The organism is Streptomyces sp. PL-29 (genome assembly GCF_058344425.1).
Genome location: NZ_CP136996.1, coordinates 6869559 through 6884376, shown reverse-complemented (window position 1 = coordinate 6884376; position 14818 = coordinate 6869559). Strand labels below are relative to the sequence as shown.

Annotated in this window: 8 protein-coding genes; 2 read left to right on the top strand and 6 right to left on the bottom strand. The window is 76.4% G+C overall.

The window, feature by feature from the left end:
* Positions 1-19: 19 nt before the first annotated feature.
* The 5 genes from R4Z63_RS31295 to R4Z63_RS31275 all read right to left on the bottom strand — a co-directional run bounded on the left by R4Z63_RS31295 (position 20) and on the right by R4Z63_RS31275 (position 12853).
* On the bottom strand, positions 20-1942 hold the full coding sequence (locus R4Z63_RS31295; RefSeq protein ID WP_384455621.1) for a hypothetical protein: 1923 nt from the start codon (positions 1940-1942) through the stop codon (positions 20-22).
* On the bottom strand, positions 1939-5811 hold the full coding sequence (locus tag R4Z63_RS31290) for a DUF5682 family protein (protein ID WP_384827349.1): 3873 nt from the start codon (positions 5809-5811) through the stop codon (positions 1939-1941). The genes R4Z63_RS31295 and R4Z63_RS31290 overlap by 4 nt, the downstream gene beginning before the upstream one ends.
* Complete coding sequence (locus tag R4Z63_RS31285; protein WP_037917330.1) at positions 5808-6965, bottom strand: ATP-binding protein; 1158 nt, start codon at positions 6963-6965, stop codon at positions 5808-5810. The genes R4Z63_RS31290 and R4Z63_RS31285 overlap by 4 nt, the downstream gene beginning before the upstream one ends.
* Positions 6966-7067: 102 nt before the next feature.
* A complete protein-coding gene (locus R4Z63_RS31280) occupies positions 7068-11984 on the bottom strand; it encodes a DNA-binding protein (protein WP_384456143.1) in 4917 nt (1638 codons plus the stop codon).
* On the bottom strand, positions 11981-12853 hold the full coding sequence (locus tag R4Z63_RS31275; protein ID WP_037917327.1) for a DUF4132 domain-containing protein: 873 nt from the start codon (positions 12851-12853) through the stop codon (positions 11981-11983). Before R4Z63_RS31275 ends, R4Z63_RS31280 begins: the two co-directional genes overlap by 4 nt.
* Positions 12854-13052: 199 nt before the next feature.
* Between R4Z63_RS31275 and R4Z63_RS31270 the strand changes: the two genes are divergently transcribed.
* Both R4Z63_RS31270 and R4Z63_RS31265 read left to right on the top strand, forming a co-directional pair.
* The gene (locus R4Z63_RS31270; protein ID WP_384456147.1) at positions 13053-13769 is read left to right on the top strand and encodes an HNH endonuclease family protein; all 717 of its coding nucleotides are present in this window, start codon (positions 13053-13055) and stop codon (positions 13767-13769) included.
* Positions 13766-14083, top strand: a complete 318-nt coding sequence (locus R4Z63_RS31265; RefSeq protein ID WP_384456150.1) for a hypothetical protein — start codon at positions 13766-13768, stop codon at positions 14081-14083. Before R4Z63_RS31270 ends, R4Z63_RS31265 begins: the two co-directional genes overlap by 4 nt.
* Here R4Z63_RS31265 and R4Z63_RS31260 read toward each other — a convergent pair.
* Positions 14070-14813, bottom strand: a complete 744-nt coding sequence (locus R4Z63_RS31260) for a lytic polysaccharide monooxygenase auxiliary activity family 9 protein (protein WP_384456153.1) — start codon at positions 14811-14813, stop codon at positions 14070-14072. The genes R4Z63_RS31265 and R4Z63_RS31260 overlap by 14 nt on opposite strands.
* Positions 14814-14818: the final 5 nt, after the last annotated feature.

Below are 14818 nucleotides of genomic sequence, written 5' to 3'. Positions count from 1 at the left end.
GGACCGGCCGCCGGAGACCTCACGGCGCTGCGGGCCTACTTGCGGTCGGTGCGGCCGTCCACGACGCGGCGACCAGGGAGCGTTCCGCCGCCGCCAGGTGTGTCGCCGCGGCCAGCCAGGCCCAGGCGTAGCCGTCGGACGAGGGGTCGGCGAGCCGGCCGAAGGCGTCGCGCGGGCGCCGGTCGGCCTCAGCCGCGAGGGCGGCGGCCAGGTCCGCCGCGCCGGTGAGCCCGGCCCTGCGGAGCGGACCGTACGCGGCCGGCGGCGCCGTGCCCCGGGCCGCCTCGGCAACGGCGCGCCGGCCGCCGGCGACCCCGGTCTCAAGGAGACGGCGCACCCGCCACAGCGGGGAGTCCGCCAGCGGGTCCGGCGCGCCGGCCGCCGCCACCGGGCCGAGCTCGGGCGCGGGACCGGCGGCGTCCGGCGGGGGGAAGTGCTCGCCTTGGAGGCGGTCGTAGCCGAGGTCGGCCCGTGCCAGCCACTCCTCGGGCAGCCGCAGCGTGTACGGCTCGCCGGGCACCGGGCCCACCGCCACCGGGCGGAGGGTGGCGGCGCGGCCGAGATCCGGACGGCCCAGGACGCGCAGCCGCAGTCCGGGGTACGAGGCGATCCGCCGCAGGTTCTCGGTGTGCCGCAGCTCCGGGTGCGGATGCGCGGGCAACAACCTCAGCAGGGGCGCGTCCGGCCGTGCCTCACGGACGAGGAGGTGGTCGCCGGCCGGCCCGGCCACCACGACGTCGCAGCCGATCAGAGCGGTTTCCGCGTCGGCCGCCTGGGCCGGGTCCGCCAGCAGCGCGGCGACGGCCTCGGCGGCGGGCCGGGCAAAGAGCGCGGCCGCGGGCCCGTCGGCCCACGCGGCGCCGGTCAGCGGGGTCGCCTTGACCCCGCGTCCGGCGCCGAGCCGGCCCTCCGCCGAGACCGTCGCGCCGACGATACTCAGGCCGCCCCGGGCGAGTCCGGCGTGGTCGAGGGTGGCGCCGCCGAGGGCGACGGAGGCGCGACCCGCCCCACGGGCACGGGCCAGGCCTCCCGGTCGGACGTCGGAGATCGAGTAACGGGAGCCGTCCGGGGCGAGCAGGTGGGTGACGACACCGCCGTAGCCGGTGGCCGAGAGCACCGGCTCGCGGCACAGTCCGTGCACCCGGAGGCTGCCGCCCGCCGTGTAGGCGCGCCGGGAGGTACCGGTCAGGGCCGGATCTGCCGTACCGGAGGCCAGCACCCCGGCCGTGTGCAGGAGTTCGCGGAAGGATCCGGTGAGGTCGCCCAGCCGGTGTGCGGTGTGGCGTTCGCGGGCCGCGCGCAGGCCCCGTACGACGCGCAGGGCGGCCGCTTCCGCGCGGGGCAGTCCGGCGAGGCGGGCGGTGTGCGCGGCGCGCAGCAGCTCGGCCTGGACGACGGCGCCGCCTGCGGTGACGCCCGCCGCCAGGGCTTCGGCCGCAGCATGCCAGAGCGCGGCTGCGGCGCCGAGCTGTGCCGGTGTGAGGGCCGCAACGGGCTCGGCGGTCGGGGCGGCGCCGGCGGCGGGCGGCGCCGCCGCCTCGCGCGCTCCCGCGGCCACGGCACCGGCACCGGCACCGGCACCGGCACCGGCACCGGCACCAACGATGGCGACGACCGCGTCCGTGTCCGGTTCGGGCTTCGGCGGTACCGCGTCCGCGAGCGGGGCGGCGCCCAGCGCCGCGGCCCGGTGCAGGCACCGGGGTGCCAGCAGGCACGTGCAGGTGGCCTGTCCGGCCTCGGTCACCGTCCCCGACGGGCCGGGGCGCAGGGTGACGAGGGCGTCCGCGCCGAACCGGAAGGCGACGCTTCCGTCAGCTGCGCGGAGGGCGGCGTCCGCACAGCCGGCGGTGGCGTCGTCCAGCTTCTTGCGTAGCCGTGCCGTCAGGTTTTCGACCGCCTCGGCGAGTACCTCGGGTGCGACGGGCGGCAGTGCGGTGCTCAACGGGACTCCCCACGGAGGCGGTCGCCCACCCAGCGGGCGAGGGCGAGAGGGCTGAGGGCGGCCACCGGCATGCCGGCCGCGACGAGTTGCCGGGCGACCGGGACCGAGTAGCGGGGGTGGCCCGTGTCGTCGAGCGCGGCGCAGCCCATCAGGTGGGCACCGGAGGCGGCCAGCGCGCGGACCTCGCCGAGTAGGCCGCCGATCGGAGCGCCCTCCTCGAAGTCGCTGACCACGACGACGAGGGTGCGGCTGGGGACGGTGATCAGGGAGCGGGCGTGGGCGAGACCGGCGGCGATGTGGGTGCCGCCGCCGACGCGCACCTCCAGCAACAGCGACAGCGGGTCCTCGACCCGGTCGGTGAGGTCCACGACCTGGGTGGAAAAGGCGAGGAAGTGGGTGGACAGGGTGGGGACGCCACCCAGTACCGCCGCGGTCAGGGCCGACCAGATGACGGAGGCCTCCATGGAGCCGGACACGTCGACCACCAGGACAAGCCGCCAGTCGGCCTCGCGGCTCGCCCGGGTGCTGAAGACGGGCCGCTCCGGCACGACGACCACCGTGCCGTCGGCACGACGGCGGGCGTGTGCGAGGTTGGCGCGCAGGGTCCGGGCGAGGTCGAGCGCACCACCCGGGCGTCGGGTGGGACGGGGGGTGCTGAGCCCGGACAGGGACGGGCGCAGCCTGGTGGCGAGCTCTCGGGAGAGCTCGTCGACCAGCCTCTTCACCAGGGGCCGGAGACGGGCGAGTTGGGCCTCCGGCAGGCCGCCGGCGAGGGACAGTACGGAGCTCAGCAGTTCCACGGAGGGCCGTACGGCCGCCGGGTCGAGTTGGGCGAGCACGTCGGTGCGGCCCGCGTCGGCGGCACCGGCCAGGACCTCTTCCCGTACGTCGGCGCCGAACAGCGCTTCGAGCTCCTGCGACCATGCGCGGGCGGTCGGGAAGGAGGCCTCCTGGCCGCCGCCCCGGCCCGGCCCCCGGCCGGTGCCGAGGTCGCCGGCGCCTTCGCCGTGTCCCGTGCCGTACAGCTCGTCCAGTGCACGGGCATAACGGCGGGCGCCGGCGGGGAGCCGGTCGCGTTCGCGGCCGAGCAGCAGCCGCCAGCGGTCGGCCGGGGCGAGCCGGCGCTGCCCGGCGTCGGACCCGGAGGTCCGGACGGGCGGTGCGCCGAGGGCGGCCGAGTCCGCGGCCGGGACCGCGGGCAGGGCCGCGGCCGGGTCCCGCGGCGGGGGCAGCGGGAGGGCCTTGAGTGCGGCGAGGCCCGCGGCATCGGCGGCGGCCCAGAGGCCGAGCAGGGCGGGCGGGGCGTCGAGCGCGAGGTCCACGCGGTCGCCGAGACGTTCGGTGACCGTGTCCAGCAGCCGGTCGCGGGCAGCCGGGGCGAGGGCGTCGAAGCCCCCGCGCAGGGCCGGGAGCCGGTCGAGGAAGTCCTGGTCGGCGAGGTGGTCGACGCGGTCGAGGAGCGGCGTGAGGGCGGTCGGGGAGGACTGCAGCAACGGGCCTGCGGCGGTGAGGAGTCCGGCGAGCCGGCGGGACAGCGCGCGGCGGCTGTCGGCGGTTCCGGCGCCGTCGATCCACCCGGCGGCGCGGTCGCCGAGCGCCCCGGCCGGGTCGAGGTCGAGGAGCACCCGGACGGCCTGGGCCGCGCCCTGCATCAGCGGGGACGCGGAGGCGGCGAGGGCGGCGAGCGCGGCGTCCGTGCGCAGCCCCAGGTGATGGGCGGCGGCGCGATCGGCGAGGGCCACGAGGGCGGCGGCGTCGGACGGCTGCTCGCTGCCGGCGAGGCCGGGTAGGGACCGCACGGCGGCGTCGAGGAGGTCGTCGGTGAGGGCGGCGCAAGCGGCGCGGGACGCGGCGGAGGTGCCGGGGAGGTGGCCGCGGTGCAGGGCTTCCAGGAGGTCGAGTGCGTCCAGGAGTTCGGGCAGGGCCGCCGTCTGCGGCAGGACGGTGGCCGCCTCGTGGAGGCGTACGTCGACCAGCTCGGGCAGATCGCACCGCGCGGCGGCGGCCAGACCGGTGAGGATCTGCGTCGGGGTCGGGCCGCCGTCGGCGGCGGCCCGGCGGGCGTCCTCGCCGAGCGTCCCCGCCGCCGCCTGGGCGGCGGTGACGCCGCGCACGCCGGTGAGGTCGAGCCGGGCCGGGACGGAAGGCGTCCAGGAGAGCCGCCATCTGGTGCCGAGGGCGGTGCCGTCCCCCGTGGCGGCGACGGTGAGGGGCTCTCCGTAGGCAGCCCCGCACACGAGGAGCCGCTGGAGGAGGACCTCGCGCCGGCCGTCGAGGGCGGAGCGGAGCGGGTCGAGGCGGATCTCGCGGGGCGCGGGATCCGCCGGGCACGGCAGGCGCAGCTCGGCGAGTTCGGCCTCGACGGAGGGGCCGAGGCCGGAGCGGGGGGCGTGCGGGGTGATCCGCCCGCGGCCGGTGCCGACGAGCACGGCTTCGAGGGCCTGGGCCAGTGCCCGGCCGCGGCCGAGGGGTTCGCCCTGGCCGAGGACGGTGGTGACGGCCTCGACGAGTTCTCCGCGGCCGGGTGCGGGCAGCCCCCGCAGGACGGCGAGGTCGCAGGCGAGCCGCAGGGTCTCGGCGGCCTCGCCGGTCCCGGCGGTGTGTCCGGCCCGGCGGAGTTCCCGGCACAGGCCGGTGACGGCGTGCGAGGCTGCCTCCCTGAGCCGCTCGGGGTCGCCGCCGGCTTCGAGGACGGCCTGCTGCCAGAGCGGGTCGCGGATGCCGGCGGGGTAACCGGAGCGGGAGTCGAGCAGGTCGAAGGAGTACGGCACGAGGGAAGTGACGGCCGCTTCCCCGCCGCTCCCCCGCCCGGAGGCCTCGCCGACCGGGCCGCGGCCGGGGGTCGGGCGTCCGCCCGTCGCGGAGGGCCCTGCGGGCGGGGCGCCCGCACCAGCGGCCGATCCCGGGCCGGTGCTGCCGCTCGGAGCGGTCCCCGAGCCGAGCGGCCCGGCGCCGCCGGGGGCGCCTTCCGTCCCGGTGGGGGAACCGGCTTCCGGGGCGGGTTCGCCCCCGGCGGCCGGCGCCGTGACGGCCGTGGAGTTGCCTTCGGGGCCGAGGAGGGCGGGGGCGTGGAAGGAGCCGATGACGGCGGCCACGCGCCGGCCGCCGGCGATGGCGCCGGCGATCACGGCGTGCATGTGGGCCTCGCGGGCGAGGTCCCGGGCAGGGACCGGGCCGTCCTCGCGCAGCGCCCAGCCGACGCCGAGCGCTGCGCGGCGTACGGCCTCCGGGCTGCAGCCCGGGGCGAGGACCTCGACGGCACGGTCCCACAGGTCGTCGCCGTCACGGCCCGTGCCCGCGGCGGTGAGGGCCGCGGCGAAACCGCCCGCGGGCCGCGGCGCGCCACCGGATTCCGCGGCCGTGTCCGTCCGGGTGGCCGTGCCCGTGGCCCGGACCGGGACCGTACGGGAGGCCGCGTTCGAGGTGGCGTCCGCCGCCCGGGGCGAAGCCTCGGGCACGGTGTCGGGCCGGTCTGCGGGTGAGGAGGGGTGCGGGACGGCGGGGCGGGGGGTCCAGCCGGGGTCGGACAGCGGGAGGTCGCAGCACAGGACGACCGCGCCCGAACGGCGGGCCCAGCGGATCGCCGCCAGTTCCGGGGAGAAGTCCGCGAACGGGTAGAAGGCCAGGCGTCCGTCCTCGCCGCTGCCCGCGAGGGCGACGGGCGCGACGGTCTCCGGGTCCGCCAGGTGCTCCACCCAGTTCTGGAAGTCCGCCGGGAGCTCGACGCAGACCGCGTCCGCGCCGGATGCGTCCAGCAGGGCCGGTACCACCGCGGCCAGCGCGGGGCTGTGGTGCCGTACCCCGATCAGGAAGGGAGCGCGGGCCGCGGCGAGCCCATCGACCGCGGTCCGGGGGTCGGTGTGCGTCAACGCAGGCTCCCGCGCAGGTCCCAGAGACGGCGCCACATCGCCGAGCCGTCCTCGGCCCGGCGCCGGACCGGGCCGTCCCAGTAGCCCAGCAGCCGTGCGTGGTCGGCGGGGTCGTCCTTGCGGACGACACCCAGCAGGTGCCCCGGCAGCAGGTCCAGCACGTCGCCGTCCGGCAGGTACGCGGCGGCGACCCCCAGGGAGGCCGCCACCTGCACGGCTTCGGCGGTGGACATGACCGTACCGGGGCGTTCCACGTCCCAGCCCTCGGCGGAACGTCCCGAGCGCAGGTCGCGGAAGACGGTGACGAGTGCGTCGAGCACCGCGTCGTCGACTCCGAAGGCGGCGCCGGCCCGCTGTACGGCGGCGACGGCCTGACGGCGGATCAGTACCGCCTCCGCGTCCGCGTCGGCGATCGGGGCGACGGTCTCGAAGTTGAACCGCCGCTTGAGGGCGGCGGACATCTCGGAGACGCCGCGGTCGCGCAGGTTGGCGGTCGCGATGACGGTGAAGCCGGGGGCCGCGCAGACCACCGCGTCCTCCGTGGCGGTCAGTTCGGGCACGCTGACCCGGCGGTCCGACAGGATCGAGACCAAGGCGTCCTGGACCTCAGGCAGGCAGCGGGTGATCTCCTCCACCCGGACCACGCGCCCGGTACGCATGGCGGAGAGGACCGGGGAGTCGACCAGGGCCTGGGGGGTGGGGCCCTGCGCGAGCAGCAGCGCGTAGTTCCAGCCGTAACGGAAGGCGTCCTCGGTCGTGCCCGCGGTGCCCTGGACGGTGAGGGAACTGGTGCCGCAGACGGCGGCCGCGAGCAGTTCGGAGAGCATCGACTTGGCGGTGCCGGGCTCGCCCGTGAGGAGAAGTCCGCGCTCCCCGGCGAGGGTCACCACGCAGCGTTCCACCAGGGCGCGTTCACCGACGAACTTGGGCGTCACGGTGAGCTTGGCCGGGAGGCCGGCGCGGCGCCCGGGCAGGGTCAGTTCGGTTCCGTCGCTGCCGCAGACGAAGGTGACGACGGCGCGCGGGGTGAGTGCCCAGCCGGGCGGCCGGGGGCCGGAGTCGTGGGCGGCGAGGAAGGCGAGCTCGGCGGCATGGCGCTCCTCGGCGGGCAGCACCTGCCGGGCGGCGGGGGCGGATGGGGCGTTGACGGTCATCGGGTTTCCTCTGCACGGGTACGAAAGGGGTGGTGCGGTGCCGGCGGGGCCCACCGGCGTCCGGTGGGCCCCGCCGGCGCCGGGGGTTCCGGGCCGGTCGGGTCAGCGGCGGCGGGTACGGGTGCGCTTCACCTTGAGCTCCTGCAGGCGCGGGACGTCGCCCTCACGGACCCGCCGCCAGGCCCGGCGGTAGAGCGCCGCGGCCGGTTCGGCGGGTGCCAGTACGCCCAGGAGCGGCCGGCCGGCGGGGGTGAGGTCGTACATCGGGAGCTTCCACTGCTCCACCGGCAGGGCCGGGGAGGCCAGGTCGGTCCAGGCGCCAGGCAGGAACAGCGAGCGTCCGGCGCGGCTGCGGTCGGCGGACACCACCAGGTCGGTGGCGGCCAGTTCGGCTCGGGCGGCCTTGAGCCGGACCGGCTTCCAGCCCGTCCACCGGGCGGTGTTGCGGTCGGTCGGGTCGGGCATGGCGAGCAGGGCCAGGTACAGGGCGGCCGCGTCCGCGCCCAGTCCGTACGCGGCGCGGACCTCCTCCACCAGCTCGGGCACCGAGCGGCTCGGGTCCTGCGGCCACCAGGTGCCGGCCGGGTCGGTCTCGCCGGCCGCGGGCGCGCCGGGGTCGGCGAGGAGTGCCGCGAAGCGCGGGTCGTGGGCGGTCCGCAGGGCCGTCTCGGCCGCGGTGGGCTGCTGGTCCTCGCCGCGCAGTGCCGGCAGGTAGGGGTCGGAGCCGGTGGAGTCCAGCAGCGCCGTCCGTACCGCGGGCCTGGGCTGGTCGTCGTGGGTGGCCATGACGACCGCGCCGTAGCGCTCGTAGCCCTCGCCGGTCTCGGTCGGGGCGCCGGCGACCTTCCGGAAGTGCGGAAGGCTCGTGTAGTGCGCGATCTCCAGGAGCAGTTCGGGCGAGGCGAGGCGCTGCCGCACGGCGGTCAGTGCGGGCGGCAGGACCGCCCGCACCGGGTCGCCGGCGGGCAGCCGGTGGGCCAGCCACACGCTCATGGCCAGGGTCGCCATCAGGACCTGCGCGTCGAAGGGGTCGGTGGCAGCGACGGCGGGCTCCACGTGGTCGCCCTTGACGATCCACGGCACGTCGACGGAGAGCTCGCGCGCGGCGTCGGGGGCGAGCAGCGCCGCCAGCACGCGGTGGGCGGGCCGTCCGCCGCGGACGGCGCGTGCCGCCTCGGTGGCCAGCCAGTCGGGGACGGGGGTACGGCGGCCGACGTGCCGGTTCCACACCTCCGCGGCGGCGGCCGCGTCGGGGCCCTCGCTCCACAGGCGTACCGGATCGGCGGGCAGCAGGGCCGCGACCACGGCGCGCCGGACGTCCGCGCCGAGGGCCTTGAGCTCGTCGCGGGCACGGGCGGCGTCGGCGGCCTTGACGCCGAGGGCGGCGCGCACCTGCGCGGGCAGGAAGTTGCGGTCGTAGCTGTCGATGTGCGGGAGTCCCGCGATCACCAGGCGGGCGAGGGCGCCGGAGACCCCGGTGAGCCGGGAGAACTCCTCCGCTGCCTCCGGTCGGAAGGGCGCCGGGCCGTGCTCGGCGGCTGCGCCGAGGAAGGCGGTGAGCCAGCCGGGGTCCCGGTCGGGGTCGCCGAGGGGCGCCGTGCCGCGCACGGTGTAGGGGCCGGGGAGGGTGAAGCGGCCGGTGGGGTCGTGGAGGAGGGCGCCGAACTCGTGCCCGTCGGGCAGGGAGGTGCCGTACCCGGTCACCGCGAGGACGGCTCCGCCGCCGAGCGGCAGCAGGCTGCGGTGGTGGAGGTTGCGGTCGAGGCCGTCGGGGCCGCGCAGGTGGGCCTGGTCGAGGTGGGCCCGGACCTGGCGCCAGGCGCCGGCCGAGCCCTGTGCCGAGGCCATGCCGAGCGCGTCCACCTCGCCGAGGACGGTGAGGAGGGCGGCCCGCTGTACGTCGGTGGTCGTCGCGGCGACGGCCCGGTAGGCGGCGGCCGCGGGCCGGTCGAGCAGCGGCGTCCAGACGAAGTCGTAGTACGGCAGGCCGGGCGTGTCGAAGTGGAGCAGTCCGGGCACCACAGCGGCGTCGGTCCCGGCGCGCGCGGCGCCGAGGAGGGTCAAGGTGTGGTGAGTGCCGTCGGTGTCACCGGCGTAGTGGTGGTGGGTGTGCTCCAGCAGCCCGCTGAGGGCTTCGCCGAGCAGTCGGTCGGCGGGTCCGGGCTCGCGGTCCGCTGCGGGTGCGGTGTCCGCGGCGAGCCGGGCGGCGATGCCGTCCAGGGCCTTCTGCTGGGTCAGGGCGAAGCGCAGGACCTCGACGATGCCGCCGATCAGCTTCGGATCGGTGACCTGCGGCAGGGCGGCGCTCACCAGGTCCGGCAGGTCGTCGGCCCGGGCCGCGGCGGCGGCCGCCTTCAGGAGGGCTCCGACGGTCTCGCGGTCGGCCGTGCGGAGCGCGGCCGAGCCCTGCGGGTCGCGGGGACGCAGCGCGTACCAGTGGGAGAGCGGCGGGAGGTCGACGCTGCCCGTGCCGAAGGGGGTGTCGTGGCGGTCCTGGCGGGTCTTGGCGGTGACGACGCCTTCGGGGTCGGTGAGAGCCAGTTCGCGCCAGCTGTGCGAGAGGGCGCGCGGCCTGTCGTCGCCCGGGAAGGTGAGGGCGGCCACCGGCTTGTTGCCGTCTTCGGGGACGGTGACGGTACGTCCGGCCGTGTCGGTGCCGACCCAGCCGTTGCCGGGGAGGCGTACGGCGTGCCAGCCCAGGAGGCCGTCGGCGGGCGCGCCGAGCACGGAGCCCGCCACGGTGGGCGCGGGAAGCAGTCGGCTGGAGTGGCCGGACGAAGCGCTCCCGCCGTACGCCCTCGCGGTGTCGGCGAAGAACGCGGGCATGGAGGAGCGTCCACAGGCGCCGCTCGCCGGGTCGTACTCGAACCAGCCGCCGTCGTTGTCGTGGTCGCGCTGCCGCCACACCCAGTACGAGGTCCCGTCGGACAGGACCGGCCGCTCGTCGGGCAGCCGGGTGTCGCCGCGGTACAGGACTCCGCCACCGGTGGTGCGTCCGCCGCCGGGCAGCGGGAGGGAGAGGTGGTCGCTGCGCAGGGACCAGTAGGTCCGGTCGGCGTCCAGGGTGAAGACGGTGGCGGGCGAGGAGTGCCAGTAGCCCTCGATCCGGTGCGAGCTCCAGTCGGCCCAGAAGACGAGCAGCTCGCCGTCGACGTAATGGAACCCCGTGCGGCGGTGGGATCCAGCCGGGATGCGCAGGTCGTGCGTGAGGACGGTCGAGTCGGCGTCGATGACGCGGACCTGGGCCGCGTTGGCGACGATCAGGTACGGCCAGGCCTCCACGACGGTGAGGCCGTGGCGGTCCCTGCCGGGGGTCAGTTCGCTGACGGCGCTCTCCCAGGCAGGCCAGGCCAGTTCCTCGAAGAGGCCGCCGCGCAGGGTGCGTGCGAGGGTTTCTCCCAGGTCGGTGGCGGCCGCGGCGGCGACCTCTTCGCGGGCCAGCAGCAGGGCCTCGGCGGGCAGCCAGGTCAGCCGGTCGATGGCGTCGGGGACCGCGGGCAGGCCTGCGGCGACGGAGGCGCGGGCGACCTCGCCCGTCCACTCGGCCAGCAGCCGGCGGGCGCCCGGCGAGGCGGCCACGCGGCGGACGACGTCGGTGCAGCCGCTGCCCAGGCTGTTCAGCGCCCGGCGGAAGGCCGGCTGGAAGCGCGGGTCCGCCGCCACCGCGGCCAGGTCGCGGCGCTCGTCGCGGTCGGACCAGTCCGACAGGTTCAGCGCGTCGTGGCGGTGCCGGGTGGTGTGGTCCTCGGGTGCGGCAACCGGGACGTCGAGGGTGAGAAGCAGGTCGAGGAGGTCGGCGTCCTGGACGCCGATGCGCAGGCCGCCCTCCCGCTCGGGCCGGGCGAGTTCGGCGCGCAGCTGCGGGGCGCAGCGCTCGACGACGTCGAGGAGGGCCGGGTGCGAGGGGCGGCGGCCCCAGCCGGAGTGGCGGGCGGCGTGGAAGCGCTCCAGCCAGCCGGAGGTGCCGTCGGTGCAGCGCTCCTCGTCGGGCAGGGTGGCGTCGGCCAGGCCGGCGGTGGCCCCGGACTCCTCCAGGACGTCCAGCCACAGGTCGGTGAGGTCGACGTCGCCGCCGGGCGGCGTCAGTGCCAGAAGTGTGCCGCGTACGGCGGGGATGCGGCGGGCGAGTGCGACGAGGGCGCCGCGGTGGGCCTTCCACCAGCCCAGCGCGGCGCGCAGGGTGGCGGGCAGGGGCAGCAGTTCGGCGAGGTAGTCCTGTTCGGGCTCGGTTCCGGTCAGGCCGGCGTTGCGGGCCAGGCGGCGCAGCTCGACGGCGGCCTGGGCGGAGGGCGGCAGGCCGCCCGCGGTGCGGCGTACGCACAGGCGGCGGAAGCGCTCGTATGCCTCGGCGGGACTGACCCGGCCCGCCAGGGCCTTGCCGTAGCCGGCGAGCACCTTCACCGGCAGGGCGCCGGCCAGCGCGAATTCGAGGAAGACGGAGTCGAGGCGGTCCTCGTCGACGGCCAGGCCGTAGCGGGCCTCGGCGGTACGGGCGCGGCCGAACAACTGGGCGGCGTAGGTGGTGTTCTCGACGCCGAGGAAGACGCGCGCGGCCTGCTCGTGGAAGAGGGGCAGGAAGTGCGGCACGGACGCGGCGAGGCGGTCGGCCAGTTCGGTGCACGCGTCGAGCGCGGCCTTGGGCTTGGTCTTGGCCTGGCGGGCGATCCGGTCGAGTTCGGGGACGACGGCGAGGGCGTGGTGTCCGTCCTCGGGGTGGTGCACGAGGATCCATTCGGGGAAGCCGAGTGCCTGGCGGCGGCTCAGGCCCACGACGGGCGGCTCGGCCTCGTCGCGTACCAGGCCCAGGAAGCCTGCGGCGAGGTCCTCGGCCGCGCCGAGTTCGGCGGCGGCGAGCCGGACGACGACGCGGCCCTCGTCGAGGCCCGGGTGCCGGTAGGTGCGAGCGGTCAGGTCGACGGCTCCGGCGCCCGCCCCGGTGGTGCCGTGGGGGAGGACCGCGCCGGCCTGCAGCAGCAGTTCGGTCTCGTTCGCCGCGGTGTCCTTCAGGTTCCTGCTCATGCGTCCCCGCCCTCCTCGATCTTGCGCCCGGCGTAGAGTGCCGCGGCCATGCGCATGCCCTCGGACCAGGCCACCGGTCCGACCTTGGTCAGCGGCAGCGCCCGGCCGTCCGCGTCGTGCCAACTCAGGGCGCCGGTGCTGGTCTCGTCGTCGTAGTAGGGCTCGCCGATCCAGACCGTCGCCTCCGTGCCGGTGCCGGCTCCGGCGTCGCGGACGCCGCAGGTGGCGTAGCCGCCGGAGACCCGGTAGCCGAGGGCGGTGGCGCGGGCGGCGAGGCTGAAGCGGGTGGGGAAGGCCCCGCCCGCGTAGTCGCGGACCTCGGTGGCCGTGGCGGCGACGTCGTGGGGCTTGCGCCAGGTGGCGCGGTGGATCTGCTCGACCTGCTGCACGATGCCCAGCTCGGCCGCGAACTCCCGTACGTCGTCGAGGTCGGGCAGCAGTACGGGGTGGGGCAGGGTCACGGTGCGCGGGGAGAGCCGGACGGTCTCGCCGTCCAGGTTGACCACCTTCAGCTCACCGGCCGCGGTGGCGTCCCGCAGGAAGCCCACCTCGCCGGGGTCGTCGCCGACGACCGCCAGGTCGCGCAGGGCCTTCTGCCAGGCCTCGTCGGGCCAGACCCGGGCGAGCAGTTCGGTCGGCACGGGCAGCGAGGAGACCATCCAGGCGTCGACCTGGGCGACGCAGGCCGCCTCGTGCCGGTCGAGCCATTCGGCGAGCCGGCGCAGCCGGTCGACCTCGGGATGGTCCTTCAGCGCCTTCGGCAGTGTCTTCAACTGCCGTCCCGCCGCCCGGCCGGTGACGGACCTCGCCGCCACCCGCCCCTCCACCAGGGCGATCTCGTACCCCTCGCCCGCCGCCAGCCATGCCATCAGACCGTGCCCCTCCGCCTGTCCGTACGTGTGCGCGCAGCCCTGACAGGGGGGTGCGAACCCCCTGAGCTGCGGATGTCGGGAGACTAGCGAGGGCCACTGACATTGATGCCGTCGGAGGGGCACGCGGAGGTGGTTGTCCGGTTCTGGGTAGTCTTTCCCGGACAGTGGCGGAGCGGTATCGGCTCGTGGTGGGGTTATGGGACGTCAGATACATGTACCGGGTGCGCTGGTGGCGGCCCTTCTGCTGACGGCCGCGGCCGGCTGCTCGGATCCGGGCACGCCGGGCGGCGGGGACCCGAAGCCGCAGCCGTCCGCCTCGCGGGCCGCGCCGCCGGCGGGCGCGCCGGCCGCCGGGGACGTGCTGCCCGGCATGGTCACCACTGCGGTGGCCCGTGGCCAACTGGCCGAGCTGAAGGTGGCTCCGGTGGGCACGATGGCCGGCTACAGCCGGGCGAAGTTCACGCACTGGGCCGAGCAGGGCAACAAGTGCGACACGCGCGAGACGGTGCTCAAGCGGGACGGTACCGAGGTGACGCAGGACGGCGAGTGCCGGGCCGTGTCCGGCACCTGGACGAGCCTGTACGACGGGGTGGTCGTCAACGACGCGTCCAAGATGGACATCGACCACATCGTGCCGCTCGCCGAGGGCTGGCGCTCCGGCGCATCCGGCTGGGACGCCGCCCGGCGCAAGGCCTTCGCCAACGACCTGACCCACCCCCAGCTGCTGGCGGTCAGCGCGTCCTCCAACCGGTCGAAGGGCGATCAGAGCCCCGACCTGTGGCAGCCGCCGGACCGCTCCAGCTGGTGCCAGTACGGACGGGCCTGGACCACCGTCAAATCCACCTACGGGCTGACCGTCACCGAACCGGAGAAGAAGATGCTCACCACGATGCTGGACACCTGCACCTCATGACGGGGGCGGAGCACTGGCAGGATGACGTGCTCGCCGGACCGGGCGGAGCCATGACCGACGAGGTCGGCGTCGTCACCGGCCCGCTCACCCTGCGCACCACGGCCGCCGCCGGGGGCACGGTCCGGTTCGACGTCCAGTACAAGGACGCCGACGAGTGGTACACACTCACCGGCAGCCCCCGACCCCACCACGGCGCCCCGGCCGCCCTGCACGCCGCGGCCCTGGCCGCGATCCGCGCGGGCGGCGCGGCCGAGGCGCCCGCCGTCGGCTCCGGAGGGGGCGGGGCCAGGCGGCTTCCGCCTACCGGAAGGTGACGTCCGAGCAGGAGTAGAACGCTTCCTCGCTCTGGAAGGAGCCGTCGGGCCGCTTCAGCCCGTGCCAGATCGTGTAGATCAGGTGCTTGCCCTTCTTCTCGGGGAGCACCGCCCGGAACGTGAACGCCTTCGCGCCGAGGAATCCCGAGGGGGCCGCTGTGGCCGCGGTGTTGTCGGCGCTGAGGAAGGGCGTGTCCTCCAGGTCGGACCACTTCAGCGGCTTCTTCGGGTCGTAGCCGTCCTTGGTGACGTACATCTCCATGCGGTACGGGTTGTGCAGCGCGCTGATGTCGTAGCGGAGGTCGTACTCGGCGCCGCCGGGCAGCGTCGTCGAGGGGAAGTCGTCCCGGGCCAGGTCGAGGCCGGAGAACTGTGCGTTGCCGGCGCTGCACAGCTTGCCGTCGGGTATGCGGGCGCGGTGCTGCGGCGAGGAGGTGGGGGTGCTGTGGTCGATGGCGCGGCCCTGGACGATCGACTTCCAGTCGCCGGGGATGCCGGGGCTCTGGGCGAGGGCGAGTCGGCAGGCCTCGCCGACCTTCGGGTTCTTGGTGCAGGCCACGCTGCGGCTGACCGGGTCGGCGGTGGATCCGTGCGCGGAGGCGGGCGCGGAGCCGAGGGCGGTCACGGCGAGGGGGAGGGCCACGAGCGCGGTGAGGCGCAGGAAGGCGGTCCGGCGGGCCGGGAGCCGTGCCTGGTCGGGAGTGCTGGTGGCGGGGCGGGCCGTGGTCATGAGGG

Excerpts from the sequence above, each read along its gene's own strand:
- R4Z63_RS31285 (WP_037917330.1), bottom strand. The coding sequence starts at position 6,965 with ATGACCGTCAACGCCCCATCCGCCCCCGCCGCCCGGCAGGTGCTGCCC.
- R4Z63_RS31280 (WP_384456143.1), bottom strand. The coding sequence starts at position 11,984 with ATGAGCAGGAACCTGAAGGACACCGCGGCGAACGAGACCGAACTGCTG.
- R4Z63_RS31275 (WP_037917327.1), bottom strand. The coding sequence starts at position 12,853 with ATGGCATGGCTGGCGGCGGGCGAGGGGTACGAGATCGCCCTGGTGGAG.
- R4Z63_RS31270 (WP_384456147.1), top strand. The coding sequence starts at position 13,053 with ATGGGACGTCAGATACATGTACCGGGTGCGCTGGTGGCGGCCCTTCTG.
- R4Z63_RS31265 (WP_384456150.1), top strand. The coding sequence starts at position 13,766 with ATGACGGGGGCGGAGCACTGGCAGGATGACGTGCTCGCCGGACCGGGC.
- R4Z63_RS31260 (WP_384456153.1), bottom strand. The coding sequence starts at position 14,813 with ATGACCACGGCCCGCCCCGCCACCAGCACTCCCGACCAGGCACGGCTC.